This is a genomic window from Gillisia xinjiangensis, from assembly GCF_046298265.1.
In the GTDB taxonomy this organism is placed as follows: Bacteria; Bacteroidota; Bacteroidia; order Flavobacteriales; family Flavobacteriaceae; genus Gillisia; species Gillisia xinjiangensis.
Map to the genome: position 1 here is coordinate 375,097 of NZ_JBKAHK010000004.1, position 22,901 is coordinate 397,997.

Here is a 22,901-nt window from a genome sequence, read left to right on the forward strand (position 1 = left end):
AACCTAATATTTAGGCTTTGCTGGCAAAGAGTTTCACATCCTCTTCGGTAACTTTATTACCGCCCAAAATAATAAGACGTTCCACAACGTTCCGCAATTCGCGGATATTTCCGGTCCAGTCATATTCTTTTAAAAGACTGATAGCATTCTGGGTGAACTCTTTTTTATTGGTGCCTTGCTCTTCTGCGATCTTCTGTGCAAAAAACTCAACCAGCAAAGGGATATCTTCCCTGCGTTCATTTAAAGGCGGCACCTGAATTAAAATTACCGCGAGCCTGTGAAAAAGATCTTCCCTGAACTTCTTTTCCTCAATTTCTTTTTTAAGATCCTTATTGGTAGCAGCAATCACACGAACATCTACTTTGATGTCTTTATCGCTTCCCACTCTGGAAACTTTATTCTCCTGCAGGGCACGTAAAACTTTTGCCTGTGCAGAGAGGCTCATATCCCCAATTTCATCCAGAAAAATTGTTCCCCCATTTGCGGCTTCAAATTTCCCTGCCCGGTCTTTCACCGCGGAGGTAAAGGCTCCTTTCACGTGGCCAAACAATTCACTTTCTATCAATTCTGAAGGGATTGCTGCACAGTTCACCTCTACCATTGGCCCATTAGATCGTTGGCTTTTTTGATGTATCCAGTGCGCAACAAGTTCTTTTCCCGTTCCATTTGGCCCCATGATGAGAACACGGGCATCTGTAGGTGCAACTTTTTCGATGATCTCCTTGATCCTGGTGATCTCGGTGGAATTACCTATCATCTCATAATTTTTACTCACTTTCTTTTTAAGGCGGGTATTTTCAACCACAAGCTCTTTTCTATCCAGTGCATTGCGCACTGTGTTGAGCAACCTGTTTAAATCCGGTGGTTTTGAGATATAATCAAAAGCACCCAGTTTCATGGTGTTTACTGCGGTATCCAGGTCTCCATGCCCGGAAATCATCACCACGGGAATTTCAGGTTTTATTTTCTTGATCGCTTCCAATACTTCAATACCATCCATTTTCGGCATTTTTATATCACAAAGAATGAGATCAAAATCCTCCTCTTTTAATTTTTCTATTCCTGCCAATCCATCTTCTGCTTCATCGACATAGTAAGAACTGTTTTCTTCAGAAAGAATTTTTATAAGTACGCGGCGTATTGATGCCTCATCTTCTATTACTAATATTTTTGCCATTATAATATGCTAAATTTTAAACCTCCACGGCCACAAAATGAATTTGCCTCGTTAATGATATATACCTTTTCAAGCTCATCGTCCCTTAACCTGATATTGTTAATTAAAGTATGTCCTGCATACATAAAAAATGACAGATTATCTGTGATTTTATGTTCATACCCAATTCCGGCAAGCAATATAGTCATTGAAATATTTTCAGCAATATCTTTTGCGGAAGTATTGGTAGGATTTACATCAAAATTATTTTGAACATTTGCGAAAAATCCATCCAAACTGGTAAATCCCTGAATCGTGTTTTTTTCATTGATAAAATATTTTAAACTGGTCTTTGGCACACCAAACGCATAGGCCCAATTTGGCTGAAATCGTTTGTAATAGTTTATAACCGGCAAGGGAAAAGGAATCCCGGAAGTCGTAGAATAGTGCAACCCCAGAATAAGGCGTACAGGTTCCATATACCGATCATCTTCCTTTGTATTTATGAAATAAACTCCTCCTGTATAAATCAAATCATCTGCAATAACATCATTTCTTTCAAAATTCGAAGCCACTTTCACACCTGCATTTGTCCCAAAACGCCATTTTTCATTTATTTTAAATGTATATCCCAGGCTAAACGTAAAGGACTGGAAACGTTCCAGTTCATTTCTTGCAAACAGAGCCGGATCTTCATATTTTAAATTGATGTTTTCATATTCAATTCCAGGAACCAAATAGGCGTCTTTCTCGTTCAACTTAATTGGAAAATTCACAAAACTGCGAAATCTTCTAAAGGAATTATCTGAATTTGACTGTGGAAAGTAGGTGTATTCGATTCTTGCAAGGTCTGTACTTTGACCATAAGATAATATACCGGTTCCCAAACAGAAGAACACAAAAAACACGGAAAACAATCTATTCATCTGCCGATTTAATTTTATTAGGGTTGTTAGGGTTGTTAGGGTAAAACATATGTACATCTCTTTGTGGAAATGGAATGCTGATATTATTCAATCTGAATTTTTCATCGATCTTAAACCGAAGCTGACTTTTTATTTTAGGATCCACAAAACTATCGGTTACAAAAAAATGAAGCGCAAAGATCAAAGCAGAATCCCCAAAGTCTTCAAAAAGCACAAAGGGATCTGGTTTTTTTACAATTCCCCTTTGCTCCATGGCACATTCTTGTAATATAGTTTTCACCTTCAATGTATCGCTTCCATATGCCACTCCCACTTTTACAAATTCCCTGGTCGATTGATGATTTTGGGTGTAATTAAAAACAATATCTGTTATGAATTTATGATTTGGAACAACCATCACTTTGTCATCCCTTGTTAAAATTCTTGCGGTTCGCAATTTTATTTCAATCACTCTCCCTACTCTCCCCTCTATTTCTACAATATCATCAATCAATAAAGTTTTATCTACGATTATATATAATCCTCCAATAATATCCTTAAAAAGATCCTGCAAAGCTAAACCTAAACCAACAAATAATGCTGCCGAGGCTGTTAAAAGTATTGTAATATCGATGCCTGCAGAACTTATAGTGATAATTACAACAATAAGATAAGTGAGGTATTTTATGAATTTAAAGATGCTTATAAATTTATGTTTATCTGCACCTTCCATGTTTCGGGTGAGAAGCATTCGTGTTCCCCTCAAAACAATACTGGTTATAAAAAATACAGCTATTACCAGAAGAACAAGTCCCACTGTAATTTTTATAACAGAATCACCATTTTCAAAACTCAAAAGAGTAATCCTGAAAAATTCGAGAATATTTTCCCAAATACTTTCTTCAATTATTTCCTTAACCTGTTCTACTCCGCTTTGCATCCTTTAATATTTAAGCCATTTATAAAGTTCCCTGTAAGAGGGCTTTTTTCCGTACATTAAAATTCCAACCCTGTATATTTTTGCTGCCAGCCATAAAACTCCTGCATTGGTAATAATTAACAAAATAATGGACGCAGCCAGTTCCCACCATGGCACTCCAAAAGGAATACGCATAAGCATCACGATTGGCGAAGTTAACGGGACCATGGAAAATATAGTGGAAACCGAGCCGTGTGGATTTTCTATCACCGAGAAAAAACCAACATAGATCCCCAACATCAGTGGAAGAATAATAGGGATCATAAATTGTTGGGTATCGGTTTCAGAATCTACCGCTGCACCTATAGCTGCATATATGGCACTATAAAGAAAATACCCTCCAATAAAATAGATAAGAAATGAGACCAATAAAGTTCCCATTGGTAAATTGGTGACATCAACGATAAGTTGCTGTATTTCACCGCTTAACATTTGATCCACACCTTCCTGAGCCATTGGTGGCGGCGAAGCCAAATTCAAACCAGAAACAGATGCCGCAACAGTTATAAAGATTCCACCCAGCACAACCCAAATCGCAAATTGAGTAAGTCCTGCCAGGGAAGTTCCCAGAATCTTCCCCAGCATTAACTGCATTGGTTTTACCGAGGAAATTATAATTTCTATAATCCTGTTTGTTTTTTCCTCAATAACACTGCGCATCACCATATTTCCGTAAATGATTATAAACATCATTAAAAGATAGCCTGCAGCACCTCCAAAAAACATCTTGATGTAATTGGACATTTTGGAAGTGCGTTGTCCTTCAAAATTTTGGATCTGTATGCTCACCTGTGTTTCTGCCGATTCTATTTGTGAAATATCCACTCCACGTGAAATGAGCTCTCTTTTGGTTAGTTTATCTGTAATAACGCGTTCTATTTCCTGTAAAATCCCCAAGGCCGGAGATTCCTTTCCATAAAACATAACAGATTTTGCCATTTCAACATTGGTATCCTTTTCCGGGATGAACAACAAACCGGAATATTCCTTTTCCTCCACTATAAGCTTCGCATCTTCCAGGGGTATTCCCGAAAGGTTTATAAAACGAAGCGTTTTGGAATCCTTAAATTCATTTTCAAATAATTTACTCTGGTCATTGACGGCAATCGTATGAATTGCGCTGGTGTTAAGGCTACTTAGGTAAGCCACCAAAAAGATCATTCCCACAAGGATCAACGGACTTAAGAAAGTCATTACCACAAAGGTTTTATTTCGCACCCTGGCAAGATATTCCCTGTGGATAATCAATTTAAGATTACGCATTTTTGGTAACTGTTTTAATGAAGATATCATTTACTGAAGGAATCACTTCCACAAAGTGATTCACCTGTGCTTTAGAGATTAAATACTGCAACAGGTCATTTGCAGATTCCTCTGGTTTTAGCTGAATACTAACTTTTAAATCATCGGTGATACTTTTAAAATTCGCTTTTCCTATTTTGAATTTCGCCTTTAATTCGTTTAAAAGCAGGTTTTCATCAACCGTAGTTAAGCCCACTTCAAAAGTATTGGATTTATACTTCCGCTTAATATCGTCTACTTTGCCATCCAGCAATTTATTCGATTGGTGGATTAATGCCATATAATCACAAAGTTCTTCCACACTTTCCATACGGTGCGTAGAAAACAGGATCGTAGCCCCTTCCTCTCTAAGCTGAAGGATCTCATTTTTAATAATATCTGCATTTACTGGATCAAATCCGCTGAAGGGTTCATCAAAAATGAGCAATTTAGGCCTATGGAGCACCGTAATTACAAACTGAACCTTCTGGGCCATTCCCTTGGAAAGTTCCTGTATTTTCTTGTCCCACCAACCTGTCATTCCAAGCTTATTAAACCAGTAATTTAGTTGCTCTTTAGCTTCTGCCTTGCTTAATCCTTTAAGCCTTGCAAGGTATAATGCCTGCTCTCCAACTTTCATGGATTTGTACAATCCACGTTCTTCCGGCAAATAACCAATTTTCCTAACATCATCGGGATGAAGGGGGCTTCCGTCTAAAATCACCCTGCCACTATCTGGCATGGTAATTTGATTTATAATCCGGATAAAAGTGGTTTTCCCGGCACCATTCGGACCTAACAGGCCAAAAATACTGCCTTTGGGAATTGTGATGGAAACATTATTGAGGGCGGTAAAATCGCCGAATTGTTTCGAAATGTTTTCTGCCACCAAAAGGTTATCCATAAAATAAAATTATTTCGTAAATATATTGAAATAGGCCTAAATCAGCTTTTTTTTTGGTTGTTTTTTCTATTTTTAAGTCAACCAGGTTTCATCATTTTAGTTAAAAACAGTAATGTCCGGTAAAGAGTAAAGATCGTTCCGCCTTTGGCGTAACTGCAAGAATCAAGAACCAAGACTTGATTTTAATTAACTAAAAAAAATTTAGGTATGATTTCTATTTTTTCAGAATACTTTAAGTATGAGTATAGTTGAAAAACTCAAAAAAGTAAGGTTTGTTTAATCAAAACCTCAGGGCAAGCCCACGGGTTAAACCCGCAATGACTGAATTAAAACAAAAACCCATCCCCAAAATAAATCGAGGATGGGAAAAAAAATTGCTATGAAAAAGAAAAATTATCACTAAAGCTTTTAGTGATACCCAAATATATAAAAATTATATAACATGATTCTCAAAATTAAGAAAACATATCTTTCACCTTTTCAAAAAATGATTTGTCACCTTTTTCAGGATTCGGAATAAAATTCTCATCGGTGGCCATTCTTTCAAAGAAATCGCGTTGTTCTTTATTCAGTGTTTTTGGTGTCCATACATTTACATGGACCAAAAGATCTCCCTTTCCGTATCCATTCAAGTTGCTGATACCTTTTCCGCGCAAGCGTAATATCTTACCGGATTGCACGCCTTCATCAACTTTAATCCTAACTTTTCCGGTAACGGTGTCAATTTCCCTGGAAGCGCCAAGAGCGGCTTCTGAATAACTGATATAGAGATCATAATGCAGGTTATCTCCTTCTCTTTGAAGGCTTGCATGTGCTTTCTCTTCAATAGCTACCAGTAAATCTCCGGGAACTCCGTTTCCGGGCGCATCATTTCCTTTTCCGGTAACTTTAAGTTGCATTCCGTCTTCTACTCCCGCTGGAATTTTGATTGAAACGGTTTCTTCCTGAACTTTAAGTCCCTGGGCATCGGCATCGGCTGGTTTTTTATCTATAATTTGACCGGCACCTCCACAGGCAGTACAGGGAGAAGCGGTTTGCATTCTTCCTAAAATTGTATTTGTAATCCTTGTAACCTGGCCACTACCATTACAGGTAGTACAGGTTTTATAGGTTGTTCCTTCTGCTCTTATCTTTCTTTTGACCTTGATTTTCTTTTCGGTTCCATTGGCAATTTCTTCCAGGGTTAAACTAACCCTAATCCTTAAATTGCTTCCCTTAACCCTGCGTTGACCGCCACCAAATCCGCCACCAAAACCGGAGAACCCTCCGCCGCCGCCGCTAAAGCCACCGCCAAAAATATCCCCAAATTGACTGAAGATATCATCCATGTTCATTCCGCCACCGCCAAAGCCACCACCTTCAAAGGCCTGATGACCAAAACGATCATATTTGGCACGCTTTTCTTCATTACCCAAGATTTCGTAAGCCTCGGCTGCTTTCTTAAACATTTCTTCAGCGTGAGCATCTCCTTCATTCTTATCGGGGTGAAACTCAATAGCTTTCTTGCGATATGCTTTCTTGATTTCAGCTGTTGTTGCGCCTTTGCTTATGCCTAATATTTCGTAATAATCCTGTTTCATTTCTTTGTTTTGTATGTTCTAAGTGTTTTCCCTCAGGCTTACTGCCCAATCACCACTTTAGGAAAGCGAATAATTCTCTCGCCAAGTTTGTAACCACGCTCAACGACATCAACTATCTTGCCTTTAAGTTTTTCGGAAGGCGCAGGAATTTGAGTTATAGCCTCGTGAATATCAGCATCAAAGGTCTCACCCTTTTCAGTATTCATGGCTTCCAAGCCTTTGTTTTTCAAAGTTTCCCTGAATTTATTGTGAATAAGCTCCACCCCTTTCAACAGGTTTTTATCCTTAGCCTTATTTATTTCAACAAGAGCTCTGTCAAAATCATCCAATACAGGCAACATTGCTGTCATTACCTCCTGATTAGCGGTTTTAAACAATTCCAGTCTTTCCTTGGAAGTCCGTCTCTTATAATTTTCAAATTCTGCGAACAACCTCAGGAATTTATCCTTTTCTTTTTCAAGATCATTCTTCAATTGCTCTGCTTCTGAAAGGGTTCCTTCCTCATCCTGCTCCTCTACTTCCTCAATAGCATCATCCAAAAGTTCCTCTACCTGATCTTTTATTGAAGGATCCTGATTTGGTTCGTTATTATTTTCAGTAGGATTATTATCTTTATTTTTATTCATTTCTTTTCAAGATTTGATGTGATTCACACAGGTCAAAATTACTGCCAATTATATAAAAATGTCAAAATGTCACCATAGAAGAATTAATATATGTTTAAGGGTTTTCTACGAACAGATATGGTACTTTTGCCGCTTATTCAAAATTTAAAATTAAATTAAGATGAAAAAAACAATTTTAAACGTTTTTATGATTGCAGGTATTGCAATGGCAACCGTAGGTTGTAAAAATGATAAAACTTCAGAAGATGCTAAAGAAGTAGCAACTGCAAATGAAGAAGCTATGGAATATGCTGTAGATACTACTGCTTCCGTAATTGAGTGGAAAGGGAACAAACCAACCGGAACTCACACAGGAACCATTCAGTTGAAAAACGGAACCTTCAAAGCAAATGACAGCATTATTGAAAGTGGAACTTTTGTTATTTCTATGACTTCAATCAATGTTACAGATCTTGAGGGCGATGATAAAAACGACCTGGAAAGCCATTTAAAAGGAACTGTTGAAGGTAAAGAAGGTGACTTTTTTAATGTAAACCAATTTCCGGAAGCAACTTTTGAGGTAACTGGTGTAAACCAAGTGAACGGACAAACAATGTTACAGGGAAATCTTACTATGAAGGAAGAAACCAAAAACATTGAATTTCCTGTTACTATTAATCAATCTGAAGATGCAATCGAACTAACAAGTGAGCCTTTCACAATTGATCGTACAGAATGGAATGTGAATTACGGATCTAAATCTGTATTTGACGGGCTTGGCGATAAATTCATCAATGATGATATCATTCTTACACTTAATTTGAAAGCGAAAAAAGCTTAATAGAATTAAAAATTTAAAAAAAGAGGCTGCAAAAAATTGCAGCCTCTTTTTTTTTACACAAGATCCTCGAGGGCTTTGGGTAAATTTTTATATTTAAACTCAAAGCCTGTCCTTTCAATCTTATCTGAGCTCACACGCTGGCTTGCCAGCAAGGCTCTGGACATTTCCCCCAAAGACAACTTTAAAGCAAATGCCGGAACATTTGGCAACCATATAGATTTATTTAGACGTCCTGCTATTTCGTCCATCAATTCCTTATTGGTTACGGGATTTGGCGCAACTCCATTATACACTCCCGCCAGCTTATTTTCCAGCACATGAATGAAAATTCCGGCGAGATCATCCACGTGGATCCATGATTGCCATTGCCTGCCACTTCCAAAGGCAGTTCCTAAATTTAAGGAAACAGGTTCTTTCATTTTTGGTAAGGCTCCACCTTCTTTTGCAAGCACCAGCCCAATCCTAATTTTAGAAACCTCCATTCCAAGGTCTTTAAACTCATCAGCGGCTTTTTCCCAACGAACCACAACTTCTCCTAAAAAGGAATCATCTACAGCTTTATCTTCCTCAAAATATAATAATTCGTAGGAACTTGCATAAACTCCTATTGCACTGGCAGATATGAAGTGTAGTATTTTAAAATTTAAATTCTGGATAGACTTGTGAAGCAAGGCTGCAGACTTCACCCTGCTTTCTATAATTTCTTTTTTATAACTGCTTGTCCAGCGTTTGGCTACGCTTGCACCTGCCAAATGAATGATGGCATCTACACCTTTAAAGCAAGCCTCATCGATCTCTTCTGATGCAGGATTCCAAAAAAAACCCTGGTTTTCCGGCTGGTCCTTAATCTTTTCTTTACTCGTAGTGAGATAATTAACTGAAATTCCTTTTTCCTTGCAAAGTTGAGTGATATGGGATCCAACAAGGCCTGTAGCTCCTGAAATTAATATTCGCATATTTTTTTCTTACAATATAGTAAATCAGGCTAAGGGCAGTCTTAATTTTATTACTGATTTAACAGGTAGATTTTCTATTTTTTGGTCGCTCTTAGCATTTCGCGTTTTCCCGGAGGTCCGGGCAGTCTCTCCACAAGGAACCCAACTTCCAGCATAGCCCTTCGCACGGAACCTTTAGCAGCATAAGTAACCAAAATTCCTCCCGGGATAAGGGAATCATACATTTTCTTAAAAATATCCACCGTCCATAGATCGGGTTGAACACGGGCTCCAAAAGCATCAAAATAGATAAGATCATATTTTAATTTATCATCGATCTCGTGGAAAAATTTCTTTTGTTTGGTAAGGGTGAAATTTTCCGAAAGTTTATGGGTTTCTTCCCAACTTCCTGCGTGCAATTTTTTAAAGAATGAGCCTGCATTTATATCACTGAGTTCTTCAGGAAAATTAAGGCTTGCAACCTCCTCCTTTAAAATGGGATAGGCTTCCACTCCGGTATACTTTAAAGAAATGTTTTTATTCAGAATTTGCTGCCAGGTAACCAGGGCATTTAATCCGGTTCCAAATCCTATTTCAAGTATGGAAATTTCAGAAGGATTCTTGCGGGATATCACCTCCAAAAGTCCCATTTTTATAAAAACATGTTGCGCCTCCTGAATAGCTCCGTGTTTAGAATGATAATGCTCATTCAGCTCAGGGAGATAAATAGTGCTCGAACCATCTGCTGTTTCAATAATTTCTCTTTTCAATTATTCGGTTTTTTTAATTAGTACGCCATCTGCAAGAAACGACAAAGTACGTTTAGGCACGGTAATTTCAGCTTCCGATTTCCCATTGTCTTCTGCATAATGACGCTGTTCTTCCACAGAAACTTCGGCTACAAACGCCTTCCCGTGGATCACAACTTTTTGTTCTTCAATATCCTTTGGAACAAAAAATCCGTAGTCTCTAAATTTCACCATTACATTTTCTTCTTCCGGAAGGTCCAACTCCATCCAGCAGCCCTTGCTCTTGCAGACTGTATTTACTTTTCCTTCAAAACTCAACTCAAGGGTATCTCCCGGTTTTAAATTTTTATACTTTGCCATCATTTCTTCAGGAGAAAGGGCGTTTTGAGCTGAGATTTGTTCCCCAAAGGAATCATACGCCAGTACCTGTTCGTTTTCAGCAGAAGTCTCCTCTGGGTTTACATTTTTACAGGAGCTGAACAACAGCGTACAGAAAATAGTAAAAATCCATATATTTCTCATAATTTTTTCATTTTTAGGGTAAAAACCTGATAACCTGTCAAATTTACCAAAACTTTCGATTTTGATTCTATTTATATTTCGGTAAATTTGCTATTCTAAAATTGACCTAATGAAAAACGACACTATTACCAACATAGATATTGTAAAAGCCCCCAGTTCTAAAATAAAATCAGTAGATTTTGAAAATTTAATCTTCGGGAATACATTTACAGATCATATGATGGTTTGTGATTATGAGAACGGCGAATGGCAACAACCAAAAATAAGGCCTTATGGTCCTATTGAACTTGAACCTTCGGCTAAAGTGTTTCATTATGGACAGGCCGTGTTTGAAGGCATGAAAGCCTTTAGGGATGAAAATGACAAGATATGGATGTTTCGTCCCGAGGAAAATTTTAACCGGATCAATAAATCGGCTAAAAGATTGGCCATCCCGGAATTTCCAAAGGAACATTTTTTCAAAGGTTTAGAGGCTTTGTTAAACATTGACAAAGACTGGATTAAAAAAGGCTTTGGAAATTCATTATACATACGACCTTTTGTAATTGCTACAGAACCCGGAGTTTCAGCATCTCCCGGGAAAAACTATAAATTCATGATCATTTGTTCTCCTGCGCAATCCTACTATACAGGGGAAGTGAGGGTGAAATTCTCGGAAGAATTTAGCCGTGCTGCCGATGGAGGTGTAGGTTTTGCGAAAGCTGCCGGAAATTACGGAGCCCAATTCTACCCCACCAGTCTGGCAAAAGAAGAAGGTTTCCAGCAAATTATCTGGACCGACGCAAATTCTCATGAATTCCTCGAGGAAGCAGGAACTATGAATATCTTTTTCAGGGTGAACGATACATTGCTAACCGCGCCCATAAGCGACAGAATCCTGGATGGAATTACCAGAAAAAGTTTGATCGCCATGGCAGAAGTTTATAACATCCCGGTGGAAGTTAGACAAATCTCTGTGAAAGAAATCGTGGAAGCTGCAAAAGATGGTTCGCTTAAAGAGATCTTTGGCGCCGGAACCGCAGCTGTAATCAACCCAATTAATGGATTTGGTTACAAAGGCGAAAAATATGAATTACCGAAACTCGCCGAATCTTATGCAACATTCCTAAAAGACAAACTGATGAAAATTCAGTATAACCTGGAAGAAGATAAATTCGGTTGGAGACATGAAGTAAAACAATAGATCAGGTTCTTTAATCTTACAACTATAAAAAAGGCCTCCAAATTGGAGGTCTTTTTTATAGAAAAGAATGTCAGGATTAATTCTTACAGATTCCTGAATTTTATTTTTTGAGAATTGAAGCTATATCCGGGGGGAAATAACCTGGCCCTTTGAGGACCTTGCCGTCCTCCCGAAAAACAGGCTTTCCATCTTCCCCCAGCTTGCTCATATTACTGCGCTGAATTTCCTCGAAAACCTCCTCAATTTTATGCTGCATCCCGTGTTCAATAATGGTTCCGCATAAAATATACAGCATATCGCCCAGGGCATCTGCAACTTCCGTAAGATCATTATTATTGGCAGCTTCAAGATATTCTTCATTTTCCTCCTTCATAAGGTTAAACCTGAGTAAATTTCTGGCCTCACCAAGATGGGCTTCCGGGCTGTTTTTGATTCCCAGTCCAAACGCCGAGTGAAATTCGTGAACTGCTGCGATTCTCTTTTGCATAGAATTATTTTTATTTAATGGATATTCTTTTTAGTCTGATTAGTCTGAATTTTGTTCTGAAGATATTTTATTCTTCCGAAGTGATTTTTAAATAAACATACTAATTTTAGTAAAACCCGCAAAAAGATTGGACTATTTATAAACCCGAAATGAAAAAACTATACTTTTTTTGAAGGGCTTATTCTTTTTTTTAACAAAACTTAAATCTTTGATTTTCAGTTGGATGAAAATTAAAGCTAAAAACCTTTAATTTTTTTAAAAAATAAACCACCGTACCCAGCGGTTTTTACCTGCCTCTTATATGCGTAATAAGTACATTTTTAAGATTGTTACTGAGGATTATTTAAGATTTGTTTATATATAGGTTAATACTATTAATGCCCGCTGTTTCCTACTACTTAAGTGAATTTCTTCACTTATTACTTCAATAATTACTGTTATATTTGCGAATAACCGAATTTAAGTCGCGCATGCTTATAGCTATACTATTAGGTTTTCTGTTTTCATTGTTATTGGTTTTTACCGGGAAATTTTTCCAGGGAAAAGGCGGCATCGTATCGTCACTTATACCTTTGGTTTTATTTGGCTATTTTCTTCAGTTTATTCCAGAAATTGCTGATGGTGGAACTATCGTTCATAGTTATTCCTGGGTTCCTTCCTTTGGAGTCAATCTTGATTTCACTTTAGATGGGCTATCCCTGCTTTTCTCTTTAATGATAACAGGAATAGGATTTTTGGTTTTTATTTATACCGCTGCATACCTTAAGAATCATAAATATTTGGACAGGTTCTATGGTTATCTCAGTATTTTCATGGCTGCGATGCTTGGTTTGGTGCTTTCAGATAATTTAATAACTCTTTTTGTTTTCTGGGAATTAACAAGTATTAGCTCTTTTTTCCTGATAGGTTTTAATAATTCCAATCCTGAATCGAGAAAATCGGCCATTACTGCGCTTGCCATCACCGGTTTTGGTGGATTATCGCTTCTTGCCGGCGCTTTGGTTTTGGGTTCGGTAGGTGGAAGTTATAGTATTAATGAACTTTTGAATTCCAGCGGTGAAATCGCTGCAAGCCCATATTATATTCTTATTGCGATTCTTATTTTTGGGGCCGCCTTTACAAAGTCGGCACAATTTCCGTTTCATTTCTGGTTACCGGGAGCGATGAAGGCTCCTACGCCGGTTTCAACGTATTTGCATTCTGCTACTATGGTGAAAGCCGGGATATATTTGCTTATGCGAATGACCCCTGTTTTGGGAAATCAGGAATTTTGGAATTCAACTTTGATTATAGTAGGGGCAATAACTATGGTATATGCTGCTGTTCATACGCTTTTTAGAAAAGATCTTAAAGGGATTCTGGCATATTCAACCATATCGGCGCTTGGGATTCTTGTGTTTTTAATCGGGCAGGGAACCGAAGCGGCTTTGCTTGCTGCTGCTGTTTTTATCGTGGTACACGCTTTGTATAAAGCAACTCTTTTTCTTGTTACAGGTATTATAGATCATCAAACCCTTTCCCGTGATGTTACTGTTTTACGCGGACTTAGAAAGGTAATGCTGCCAGTTGCCATTGCCGGATTTCTTGCTGCTATTTCCAGTGCAGGGATCCCACCAACAATAGGTTTCCTTGGTAAAGAACTCACGTATGAATCTACACTTGCTCTGGTAAGCACTCCGTTGTTGTGGATTGCATTGATATTAATCACTAAGATTTTATTGCTACACGCAGGTTTTGTTGCCGGAATAAGTCCTTTTATAGGAAAGCTTCCTGAAAGGTTTGCAAAAACAAGAAAACCCGGGTTCCTGTTATGGGTACCACCAATTATTCTTTCGGTTGCCGGAATCGTATTTGGAGTTTTTCCGGGTATAATTGAAGGATCACTCATAAAGCCGGTTGTAGCCGCTATGGGGCAGGATGCGGGAGATCAGCACCTTCAGCTTTGGCATGGATTTAATACGGTATTGTGGCTAAGTGTTGCTACTATTGTAATTGGTACCGTTTTGTATTTTACAGTTAAGCCTTCCCAAAAATTGGTAAACATGGCTGAACGGGTTGAATACATTTCTCCGGAATCTATTATTTCAGGATTTTGGAGCCTGTTCAATAAGTTTTCCTCCTTATGGACCAGGATTTTTCAAAATGGATATCTTCGGAATTATGTTTCAACGATCATGGTGTTCCTAATAGGTTTATCTGGATATACATTATATAATACTGCAACTTTTTCAATCGATCTTTCGAGTTTATCAGGAATAACAGTCTATGAGATTGCGGTCGTGGCCATTTTATTAATAGCAGTGTTTTTTACGGTGTTTACCAGGTCCAGACTTGCTGCGGTAGCTTCCATGGGCGTAATGGGACTGGCCATTTGTTTGGTATTTGTTTTCTATAGTGCCCCGGATCTTGCAATGACGCAATTCTCAATAGATACGCTTACCGTGATCCTTTTTGTATTGGTGTTATATAAATTACCTCGATATTTGAAGCTTTCAGATTATAAAACCCGAATAAAAGACGGGGTCCTTGCAATTGCATTTGGATCTATTATCACAATATTGATCCTGGAAGTACTTGCACAACCGGTACATATGGAAATTAGTGAATACTATGCCCAAAATGCCTATTTGCTTGCGCATGGTAAAAATGTTGTAAATGTTATTCTGGTAGATTTCAGAGGATCTGATACTTTCATGGAAATTTCGGTTCTGGCAATTGCGGCCATTGGAGTTTTCGGCTTATTAAAATTAAGGCTTAAAAAAACAGATCAACGTTAATAGACGAACAATGAGAACAATAATATTAAAAACAGCTTCCTCTTATCTTTTACCGGTATTGTTGTTATTTTCAGTATTCATACTTTTACGAGGACATTACCTTCCCGGAGGTGGCTTTGTAGGTGGCTTAATGGCTTCAATTGCATTTGTGCTCCATGCATTTGCAAATGGCTTATCGAATACAAAGACTTTAATAAGATTTCATCCTGGCTTTTTAATGCCTGTTGGACTTGCTTTAGCATTTTTGAGCGGTATGGCGCCGCTCATTTTTAATTTGCCATTTATGACCGGACTTTGGTATCCTGAGGCGATACCCGTAATTGGGTCTTTAGGTTCCGCACTCTTTTTTGATATTGGGGTTTACCTGGTGGTAATTGGGGTAACCTTAACAATAATTTTCACAATTGCAGATACCATTTAAGTTATGGAGATAGTATTGGCGGTAATGATAGGGATACTTTATGCTGCGGGGATCTACATGATCCTGAGGCGCAGCCTTGTAAAGCTTATTCTGGGAATCATTATTCTTGGGAATGGAGCAAATCTTCTGATCTTTTTACTGGGAAGAATTACTAAAGGCAGTCCTCCTATTATTCCGGGAGACCTTAAAGTCTTTCAAGCGGCTTATGCCGATCCAATTCCACAGGCATTGATATTAACTGCAATCGTTATAAGTTTTGGCCTGCAATCTTTTGCTATAATTTTAATTAAACGAGCATACAAAGTAGTGAAAACAGACGATTTAGATGAAATGAACGCAATAGACCAAGATTCATGACACAACAATTAGTTCTATACCCCCTGTTGCTTCAATTGTTTTTGAGCATTATTTTAATGTTTTCCTGGAAGAGGATTAGCTGGCAAAGGGTGATAAGTATTTTGGGTGGAATTCTAAATTTAGGTGTTTCCATCTGGCTGTTTGCATATATTTGGGAAAACGGAACTCAAACCGTACAGGCGGGTAACTGGGAAGCCCCATTCGGAATTACTTTTGTTGCCGATACTTTAGCGGTTACCCTGGTGTTGCTGACCTCGATTTCCGGGGTGGCTGTCTCAGCTTTTTCTGCTTCCTCTATTATTCCCGCCCGATTAAAATTTGGCTATTTTCCTATTTTCCATTTCTTGTTACTGGGCCTTATAGGTGCTTTTTTAACAGGTGATATCTTTAACCTTTATGTTTGGTTTGAAATTATTATTATAAGTTCTTTTGTGCTTATAACTTTGGGAGGAGAGAAAGCCCAATTGGAAGGAGCTGTGAAATATTTCACCTTAAACATTCTGGCTTCTATGATCTTTCTTACGGCAATAGCTGTATTGTATGGATTAACAGGCTCCCTCAATATGGCAGATCTATCTATTAAAGTGGCTGCCATCGAAAATCGAGGATTGGTTGAAATTACTGCTATTCTCTTTTTAGTGGCTTTTGGAATAAAGGCTGCTGTTTTTCCTTTGTATTTTTGGCTGCCAGCGTCCTATCATACACCACCATCGGCTGTTTCTGCCATATTCGGAGGTTTATTGACCAAGGTTGGGGTGTATGCTTTAATAAGAGTTTTCACCCTTATTTTTGTGGGCGATGTCTTTATGCAGGATACCATCCTCATAATGGCTATTCTAACTCTTATAAGTGGCGGATTGGGAGCGCTTATTCAAACCAACCTGCGTAAAGTTTTCTCCTATTTAATTATTTGTCATATAGGTTATATGATCATAGGTTTGGGAATGTATACGGAAGTTGCAATAGCCGGAACTATCTTTTATCTTATACACGACATTGTGGTAAAAACAAACTTGTTTATGGTAGGTGGTTTAATCTACAGAATAAAAGGGACGAATAATATAAAATCTTTAGGCGGACTTTACGCAGAATACCCCAGGTTGAGTTTACTTTTCGCAATTCCTTTATTTTCCCTGGTAGGGATCCCTCCGCTTTCAGGATTCTGGCCAAAATTATCACTCCTAACTGCAGGCTTTAACGATCAAAGCTGGTGGGCTATTGGAGCAATCCTTTTTGCCAGTTTAATCACTTTAGTAATTATAGCAAAGGTTTGGTCAAATGTAATTTGGAAAGATAAAGTTGAATTGCCAAAAAGACTTAACTTTAGATATTTCGAAAATTTAAATAAAACCAGGAAAATCCAATTGGTAGCACCAATTGTTTTCCTATCTATTATTTCATTATATATTGGTTTTGGAGCAGAACATGTGCAACAATTATCAACAAGAGTTGCTGGTGAATTGATGGACAATCAGCAGTATATAGATGCGGTTTTTAAAACCGGCCAAAATTTGAAACCATGAAATGAGCATAACGGAAACACGATACAAACACCCATGAAGATATGCGAATAACATATGTCCATTAAAAAAACAATAGATATCTACAGATGAAAAACAGGTTCCTATCAAATATACTTTTAACCTTTCTATGGGTAGCTCTTACAGGTAATTTTCAATTGCCAAATTACATTTTTGGCTTCGCTGTTGGTTTTTTTATCCTGCGAATTATTACAAGCGGCAGAAAAGATGCCAAATATTTCAGGATCGTTCCTAAGGTAATTGGTTTCATATTTTTCTTTTTATATGAATTGTTGAAATCAAATTTGCAGGTAGCTTATGAGGTTATGACGCCTAAACATCATATGACACCCGGCATTGTAAAAGTACCTTTGGATGCATCCACAGATATAGAGATATCTTTCCTTGCCAATCTTATTTCGCTTACACCAGGTACTTTAAGCCTGGATGTTTCAACAGATAAAAAGGTATTATACGTTCATTCCATGTATATCCAGGATAGAGACAGTTTTATTGCAGGGATTAAAAATGGTTTTGAAAAACGCTTATTGGAAATTTTAAGATGACATTACTCGATTTTATATATTATTTCGTACTTCCGTTATTATCAATCTCGGTTATATTGATCTTTATAAGGTTCGTTATTGGCCCTCATATGGTAGACCGTATAATCGCATTGGATTTAATTGTTACTGCGGGAATTGGTTTTATTGCAGCATACAGCATCCTTTTTAATCAACCGGCTTTTCTGGACGTGGCAATGATCATGGCGCTGATTGCCTTTTTGGGAACTGTAGCATTTACCTATTATATTCAGCAAAAAAAAGATAAATAAATGATCACAGAAGTAATTGTTGGAATTTTAGCATTTTTGGGAACCTTGTTCGTTCTTTTTGCAGCAGTGGGGATGATTCGCATGCCAGATACTTATTTGAGAATTTCTGTAACCACCAAGGCTGCAACCCTGGGAATAGGACTGCTTTTATTAGCTGCCGCAATCCATTCCTACGATATAGCAATAACTGCCAAGGTGCTTGTTATTATTCTTTTTATATTGCTTACAGCACCTGTTAGCGCCCATTTAATTGGCCGTACTTCCTATTTCTCCGGAGTAAAACTTTGGAAGGATTCTGTTATGGACGATCTGGAAGGAAAATATAATAGTTCTACTAATACTCTTAACAGTGGAGAGCAAGAAGAGGAAATAAAAAACAAGCCGGAAAACTAGTCTTGGTTTCTTTTTTCATTTTTTTGTTTCCTGTTCCGTATCAGTTTATTTTCAATTATTGTGAAAATGAAGTTGATAAAAAGCACCAGTAAGCTTATTATCCCAAGTTCCCAGAACATCGCCATAGCAGCAAGGCACCCTGCAGCTGCACTACACCAAATGGTTGCCGCACTGGTTAAACCTTCAATTTTTCCCCTCTGTTGCAAAATGGTACCTGCTCCAATAAACCCAATTCCTGCAACCACCTGACCTATTACCCTTGTAGTATCCACAAATTCTTCCCCCCTGAATTCAAGAGATATCAATACAAAAACACAAGCTCCAAGAGCCACAAGGGCATTTGTCTTTAATCCTGCATCTTTGCCCCTAAATTCCCGCTCCAGGCCTATGAAAATCCCCGCTAAGGCGGCAAGGCTTATCCTTAAACTAAAATCTGTCAAATCCATAATTATCGCATTTCTATAAATTGTATTTTAGCATTATGCAAAAGCTACCCATAAATTTAGTAAAAAGAATTGAGCAACGAATCCAGGAGAATAGCTTTCGGGATTTAGGAAATACGCTAAAATTAACCGATTTTTCTTCCAATGATTATCTTGGGTTTGCTTCTTCTGAAGCGCTTTTCAGCAAAAGCTATCAGACTTTATCCGAAAAAAAATTACTTAAAAACGGCGCTACCGGTTCTAGGTTGCTTTCCGGAAACCACGAATTATTTAAACCAGCTGAAGCCTTGATAGCCGGATTTCACCAAACCGAAGCAGCACTAATCTTTAACTCCGGATACGATGCCAATATTGGCTTTTTTTCCTGCGTCCCCCAAAAAGAGGATCTCATTTTATATGATGAACTTGCGCATGCTTCCATACGTGACGGAATAAAAATGAGCAATGCAAAGGCTTATAAATTCCTTCATAACGATTTGGAAGATCTGCGAAATAAAATACTTCGAAAAAGGGAAGACTTCAATGCTGCAGCAATTTACATCGTTACAGAGTCTGTATTTTCCATGGACGGCGATTTCCCGGACCTGGTTGCATTATCAAATTTAGCCGAAGAATATAATTGCTTCCTTATCGTAGATGAAGCACACGCCAGCGGGGTTTTTGGTGAAAAAGGCCAGGGACTTGTTCAGGAACTGGAAATTCAGGATAGGATATTTGCGCGTATCGTTACTTTTGGCAAAGCCCTTGGCTGCCATGGCGCCGCAATTTTGGGAAGCAGGGAATTAAAGGAATACTTGATCAATTTCTCACGTAGCTTTATTTATACTACCGCATTGCCGCCACATTCGGTTGCCTGTATTCTGGAAGCATATAACTCTCTTGAAACTTCAGAAAGCACAAATTCAGAAGTGGTAAAACTTCAGCAGAATATTCGCTCCTTTCAGAAGGAAATCCTTAAAAAGGGGTTGAAACCTTATTTCATAAAAAGTGATTCTGCCATACATTGCTGCATAATCCCGGGAAATGATACCGTGAAAAAGCTGGCGCATAAAATTCAGATTGAAGGTTTCGATGTAAAACCTATACGCTCGCCTACAGTTCCCAAAGGAAAAGAGCGGTTAAGGATTTGTTTGCACAGTTTTAATACGAAGGAGGATATTCAAAATCTTGTAAAACTATTGGCTACTTTTATAAAATGAAATGAGGAAGATGAAAAATCGACCTAATCACCAACAAAGACTCTGACCGGTATAGAAAACAGGTATTTATGCAAGAAACTTTTTCCAAAATCGCTGTATTTCAATATTCTTCGGAAGCACAAATAATTAAATCCCGATTGGAGGCAGAAGGGGTTGAGGTTTTTTTATTTGATCAGTTCACGATAGATACAGATCCTTTGGTAAGCAATGCTATTGGTGGAATTAAGCTAAAAGTGTGGGCAGAGGATGAAGCAAAGGCCTTACATATTCTCAAATCCATCAGTGAATATTCACTCGATGATGACGGACAGGAAATTGAATGTCCCATTTGTGGAAGCACAAAAGTGGAGCTTGCTACAACTGTAAAGGATGTGAAATCTTTTCTGGCTTACATTTTCTCATTTTTAAGTAATTCCCCTCCAATTAATACCCGCCACGAATACCGCTGCAATACCTGTAAACAAAAATTCGATTTGGAATGAAGAACACCTATTTTATTACCGGGATAGGAACCGATGTTGGTAAAACCATCGTTTCCGCTATCATCACCGAAGCCCTGGAAGCCGATTACTGGAAACCAATTCAGGCGGGAGATCTGGAAAATTCCGACACTCACAAAGTTGAACGACTAATCACTAACAAAAAAACGGTTTTTCACCCCAACAGCTTTGCTTTAAAAACACCTATGAGCCCGCACGCAGCTGCCGAAATTGATGAGATCAAGATTACTTCAGCAAAAATTAAACCTCCAAAAACCACCAATAATCTGGTAATTGAAGGTGCCGGCGGACTGCTGGTTCCATTAAACAACAAAGAGACCATCATAGATCTCATTCGCCCGGTGGATAAGGTGATCCTCGTTTCCAGGCATTACCTGGGAAGTATCAATCATACTTTACTGAGTATTGAAGCCCTGGAATCACGCGGATTGCTATGCTTCGGAATTATTTTTAACGGCCAAAAAAATGAAACTTCAGAAGATATAATTATGAAAATGACGGGGGTGCATTGTTTAGGAAGGATTGAGGATGAGCCATATTTTGATAGAAATGTCATAAAAGAATACGCCGAAGAGTTTAAAATGAAATTTAAAGAACTTCTTTAATCCTGAATCAAATTTGGGATTTGAGAGTTACTGAAAAACAACTATGTCAGAAATAAATAAGAATACAAAAAAGTCTGTAAAACATTCAAATGAAGGAGATAACGAAGGAAAAACCCTGTCTCAACGTGACCAGAAACACCTTTGGCACCCACTTACCCAGCATAAATTATCCGGTGAGATGCTTGCTATTGTAAAGGCAAAAGGAAGTGTTTTATATGATGAAGACGGAAAGGAATATATAGACGGGATCGCTTCCTGGTATACCAGTATGTATGGGCATTGCAATACGCATATCACGGCAAAGGTGGCAGAACAAATGCTGCAGCTCGATCAGGTTGTTTTTAGCGGCTTTACCCACAAACCTGCAATAGAATTATCGGAAGCTTTAATTAAAATTCTTCCTTCCAATCAGCAAAAACTGTTTTTTAGCGACAATGGCTCCACCGCAACCGAAATAGGGATCAAGATGGCCTTGCAATACCATCATAATCTTGGAAACGACCGGAAGGTAATGCTGGCTTTTGAGGAAGGTTTTCATGGAGATACTTTTGGGGCGATGTCGGTTTCAGGATTATCGGTTTATAATGGTGCTTTTGAAGAGCATTTTATCGAAGTGGTAAGAATCCCGGTTCCAAAGGAAGAAAACACTTCTGAAGTTGTAAGTATTCTCAAGGATCTAATCTTAAAACACAACATCGCCGGATTTATCTATGAACCTTTGGTGCAGGGAGCTGCCGGAATGAAAATGCACGATGCCAATGGTTTAAATGAACTGCTGAAAGTTTGCAAAGCAAATGATATTATTTGTGTGGCAGACGAAGTGATGACAGGATTTGGAAAGACAGGTAAGCATTTTGCTTCCGATTATTTAAAAACCCCGCCAGATATTATTTGCCTCTCTAAAGCTTTAACTGCCGGATTATTGGCAATGGCAATCACTACCTGTTCACAGCAAGTCTACGATGCTTTTTATTCTGATGAGATCGCAAAAGGACTTTTTCATGGGCATACCTATTCTGCCAATCCGCTTGCTTGCGTTGCTGCTTTGGCGGGAATAGAATTATTGATTTCTGAAGAAATTCAACAGAATATCAGGCGGGTGACCAAATCACATCAGGAATTCAAAAACAAGCTTGAAACGCATCCTAAAGTGAAAAATATTCGTCAGCTGGGAGTGATCCTTGCGTTCGAACTCGATGTGGAAATGGAGCGTTATGGCGAAGTTCGCAATCAGCTATTTAAACATTTTATGGATTCCGGAGTATTTTTGCGGCCTTTGGGAAACACGATTTATATTTTAGCGCCTTTCGTAATTTCCAATAAGGAATTGGAGAAAATTCATCAAAGCATAGTGGCTGCACTCGAGAAATTTTAATCCAACCCAATTTGCATTCTTTCCGGTTCTATATTCGTATTTCTTTCGGTTAAATGCTTCGGAAAAGTATAACTTTGCAAGAAAATATTTAAAATGTTTAGCACCGGACAATTAATCTTTGCCGCATTATTTTTCCTGACTTTTGTAATCGTAATAATATTTAGTTACCGAAAGGATCTCGCACTTCATAAAAAATATTACAAAGGCAGTTTATTTGTGCTGGCAGGATTCCTTGTTTTTATAGCGCTGCTGTTTGTAATAAAAGCTTATCTGAAGGAATAATTACTCAGTTTTATAAGTGATTTGCCAACTGGTATAGATTGCGATACCAAGTTTTAAGTCGGCATAA

General features: G+C 38.1%; 26 protein-coding genes. 14 read left to right on the top strand and 12 right to left on the bottom strand.

Annotation, left to right across the window (positions count from 1 at the left end):
- Positions 1 to 10: 10 nt before the first annotated feature.
- From ACKGJN_RS09155 to ACKGJN_RS09185, 7 genes are all read right to left on the bottom strand, one after another.
- The gene (locus ACKGJN_RS09155) at positions 11 to 1,177 is read right to left on the bottom strand and encodes a sigma-54-dependent transcriptional regulator (RefSeq protein ID WP_409539185.1); all 1,167 of its coding nucleotides are present in this window, start codon (positions 1,175 to 1,177) and stop codon (positions 11 to 13) included.
- On the bottom strand, positions 1,177 to 2,082 hold the full coding sequence (locus tag ACKGJN_RS09160) for a DUF6268 family outer membrane beta-barrel protein (protein WP_409539186.1): 906 nt from the start codon (positions 2,080 to 2,082) through the stop codon (positions 1,177 to 1,179). The genes ACKGJN_RS09155 and ACKGJN_RS09160 overlap by 1 nt, the downstream gene beginning before the upstream one ends.
- Complete coding sequence (locus tag ACKGJN_RS09165; protein ID WP_409539187.1) at positions 2,075 to 3,001, bottom strand: mechanosensitive ion channel family protein; 927 nt, start codon at positions 2,999 to 3,001, stop codon at positions 2,075 to 2,077. Before ACKGJN_RS09165 ends, ACKGJN_RS09160 begins: the two co-directional genes overlap by 8 nt.
- 3 nt (positions 3,002 to 3,004) lie before the next feature.
- Positions 3,005 to 4,303 (bottom strand): ABC transporter permease, encoded by a 1,299-nt coding sequence (locus ACKGJN_RS09170; protein WP_409539188.1) that lies wholly within the window; start codon positions 4,301 to 4,303, stop codon positions 3,005 to 3,007.
- Entirely contained in the window at positions 4,296 to 5,225 is a 930-nt protein-coding gene (locus tag ACKGJN_RS09175) for an ABC transporter ATP-binding protein (RefSeq protein ID WP_409539189.1), read from the bottom strand. Before ACKGJN_RS09175 ends, ACKGJN_RS09170 begins: the two co-directional genes overlap by 8 nt.
- A 455-nt stretch (positions 5,226 to 5,680) precedes the next feature.
- Entirely contained in the window at positions 5,681 to 6,805 is a 1,125-nt protein-coding gene (dnaJ, locus tag ACKGJN_RS09180) for a molecular chaperone DnaJ (protein WP_409539190.1), read from the bottom strand.
- A gap of 38 nt (positions 6,806 to 6,843) precedes the next feature.
- Positions 6,844 to 7,431, bottom strand: coding sequence for a nucleotide exchange factor GrpE (locus ACKGJN_RS09185; protein WP_409539191.1), 588 nt, complete (start codon positions 7,429 to 7,431; stop codon positions 6,844 to 6,846).
- A gap of 160 nt (positions 7,432 to 7,591) precedes the next feature.
- Between ACKGJN_RS09185 and ACKGJN_RS09190 the strand changes: the two genes are divergently transcribed.
- Complete coding sequence (locus ACKGJN_RS09190) at positions 7,592 to 8,251, top strand: YceI family protein (RefSeq protein ID WP_409539192.1); 660 nt, start codon at positions 7,592 to 7,594, stop codon at positions 8,249 to 8,251.
- Positions 8,252 to 8,304: 53 nt separating this feature from the next.
- On the opposite strand, the gene ACKGJN_RS09195 is transcribed toward ACKGJN_RS09190, so the two are convergent.
- The 3 genes from ACKGJN_RS09195 to ACKGJN_RS09205 all read right to left on the bottom strand — a co-directional run bounded on the left by ACKGJN_RS09195 (position 8,305) and on the right by ACKGJN_RS09205 (position 10,457).
- A complete protein-coding gene (locus tag ACKGJN_RS09195) occupies positions 8,305 to 9,207 on the bottom strand; it encodes a TIGR01777 family oxidoreductase (RefSeq protein ID WP_409539193.1) in 903 nt (300 codons plus the stop codon).
- A gap of 74 nt (positions 9,208 to 9,281) precedes the next feature.
- Positions 9,282 to 9,956 carry a tRNA (5-methylaminomethyl-2-thiouridine)(34)-methyltransferase MnmD gene (mnmD, locus tag ACKGJN_RS09200; RefSeq protein WP_409539194.1) on the bottom strand — a complete coding sequence of 225 codons (675 nt, stop codon included), beginning with the start codon at positions 9,954 to 9,956 and terminating at the stop codon, positions 9,282 to 9,284.
- The gene (locus tag ACKGJN_RS09205; protein WP_409539195.1) at positions 9,957 to 10,457 is read right to left on the bottom strand and encodes a DUF4920 domain-containing protein; all 501 of its coding nucleotides are present in this window, start codon (positions 10,455 to 10,457) and stop codon (positions 9,957 to 9,959) included. It abuts the gene before it with no gap.
- Positions 10,458 to 10,566: 109 nt separating this feature from the next.
- Here ACKGJN_RS09205 and ACKGJN_RS09210 point away from each other — a divergent pair, with 109 nt between their 5' ends.
- Positions 10,567 to 11,640, top strand: coding sequence for a branched-chain amino acid aminotransferase (locus ACKGJN_RS09210; protein WP_409539196.1), 1,074 nt, complete (start codon positions 10,567 to 10,569; stop codon positions 11,638 to 11,640).
- 100 nt (positions 11,641 to 11,740) lie between these two features.
- On the opposite strand, the gene ACKGJN_RS09215 is transcribed toward ACKGJN_RS09210, so the two are convergent.
- Positions 11,741 to 12,127: a pyrophosphohydrolase domain-containing protein gene (locus tag ACKGJN_RS09215; RefSeq protein ID WP_409539197.1), complete on the bottom strand. Its 387-nt coding sequence runs from the start codon at positions 12,125 to 12,127 to the stop codon at positions 11,741 to 11,743.
- A gap of 470 nt (positions 12,128 to 12,597) precedes the next feature.
- On the opposite strand from ACKGJN_RS09215, the gene ACKGJN_RS09220 reads away from it, so the two are divergent.
- The 7 genes from ACKGJN_RS09220 (at position 12,598) to mnhG (ending at position 18,430) form a co-directional block, all read left to right on the top strand.
- The gene (locus ACKGJN_RS09220) at positions 12,598 to 14,904 is read left to right on the top strand and encodes a putative monovalent cation/H+ antiporter subunit A (protein ID WP_409539198.1); all 2,307 of its coding nucleotides are present in this window, start codon (positions 12,598 to 12,600) and stop codon (positions 14,902 to 14,904) included.
- A 10-nt stretch (positions 14,905 to 14,914) separates the two neighbouring features.
- Positions 14,915 to 15,325, top strand: coding sequence for a Na+/H+ antiporter subunit B (locus ACKGJN_RS09225; RefSeq protein ID WP_409539199.1), 411 nt, complete (start codon positions 14,915 to 14,917; stop codon positions 15,323 to 15,325).
- A gap of 3 nt (positions 15,326 to 15,328) precedes the next feature.
- Positions 15,329 to 15,682 carry a Na+/H+ antiporter subunit C gene (locus ACKGJN_RS09230; RefSeq protein WP_409539200.1) on the top strand — a complete coding sequence of 118 codons (354 nt, stop codon included), beginning with the start codon at positions 15,329 to 15,331 and terminating at the stop codon, positions 15,680 to 15,682.
- The gene (locus tag ACKGJN_RS09235; protein WP_409539201.1) at positions 15,679 to 17,205 is read left to right on the top strand and encodes a proton-conducting transporter transmembrane domain-containing protein; all 1,527 of its coding nucleotides are present in this window, start codon (positions 15,679 to 15,681) and stop codon (positions 17,203 to 17,205) included. Before ACKGJN_RS09230 ends, ACKGJN_RS09235 begins: the two co-directional genes overlap by 4 nt.
- 86 nt (positions 17,206 to 17,291) lie before the next feature.
- Entirely contained in the window at positions 17,292 to 17,768 is a 477-nt protein-coding gene (locus ACKGJN_RS09240) for a Na+/H+ antiporter subunit E (RefSeq protein ID WP_409539202.1), read from the top strand.
- Positions 17,765 to 18,037 (top strand): monovalent cation/H+ antiporter complex subunit F, encoded by a 273-nt coding sequence (locus tag ACKGJN_RS09245; protein ID WP_409539203.1) that lies wholly within the window; start codon positions 17,765 to 17,767, stop codon positions 18,035 to 18,037. Before ACKGJN_RS09240 ends, ACKGJN_RS09245 begins: the two co-directional genes overlap by 4 nt.
- Positions 18,038 to 18,430 (top strand): monovalent cation/H(+) antiporter subunit G, encoded by a 393-nt coding sequence (gene mnhG, locus ACKGJN_RS09250; RefSeq protein WP_409539204.1) that lies wholly within the window; start codon positions 18,038 to 18,040, stop codon positions 18,428 to 18,430.
- On the opposite strand, the gene ACKGJN_RS09255 is transcribed toward mnhG, so the two are convergent.
- Entirely contained in the window at positions 18,427 to 18,876 is a 450-nt protein-coding gene (locus tag ACKGJN_RS09255) for an MgtC/SapB family protein (RefSeq protein WP_409539205.1), read from the bottom strand. The two genes, mnhG and ACKGJN_RS09255, sit on opposite strands and share 4 nt — an antisense overlap.
- Before the next feature lie 35 nt (positions 18,877 to 18,911).
- Here ACKGJN_RS09255 and ACKGJN_RS09260 point away from each other — a divergent pair, with 35 nt between their 5' ends.
- The 5 genes from ACKGJN_RS09260 (at position 18,912) to ACKGJN_RS09280 (ending at position 22,834) form a co-directional block, all read left to right on the top strand.
- Positions 18,912 to 20,072 (top strand): aminotransferase class I/II-fold pyridoxal phosphate-dependent enzyme, encoded by a 1,161-nt coding sequence (locus tag ACKGJN_RS09260; protein WP_409539206.1) that lies wholly within the window; start codon positions 18,912 to 18,914, stop codon positions 20,070 to 20,072.
- Positions 20,073 to 20,140: 68 nt separating this feature from the next.
- A complete protein-coding gene (locus ACKGJN_RS09265; protein ID WP_409539207.1) occupies positions 20,141 to 20,554 on the top strand; it encodes a putative signal transducing protein in 414 nt (137 codons plus the stop codon).
- The gene (gene bioD / locus ACKGJN_RS09270) at positions 20,551 to 21,177 is read left to right on the top strand and encodes a dethiobiotin synthase (protein WP_409539208.1); all 627 of its coding nucleotides are present in this window, start codon (positions 20,551 to 20,553) and stop codon (positions 21,175 to 21,177) included. Before ACKGJN_RS09265 ends, bioD begins: the two co-directional genes overlap by 4 nt.
- A gap of 43 nt (positions 21,178 to 21,220) precedes the next feature.
- On the top strand, positions 21,221 to 22,552 hold the full coding sequence (bioA, locus tag ACKGJN_RS09275; RefSeq protein ID WP_409539209.1) for an adenosylmethionine--8-amino-7-oxononanoate transaminase: 1,332 nt from the start codon (positions 21,221 to 21,223) through the stop codon (positions 22,550 to 22,552).
- 93 nt (positions 22,553 to 22,645) lie between these two features.
- On the top strand, positions 22,646 to 22,834 hold the full coding sequence (locus tag ACKGJN_RS09280) for a hypothetical protein (RefSeq protein ID WP_409539210.1): 189 nt from the start codon (positions 22,646 to 22,648) through the stop codon (positions 22,832 to 22,834).
- Positions 22,835 to 22,901: the final 67 nt, after the last annotated feature.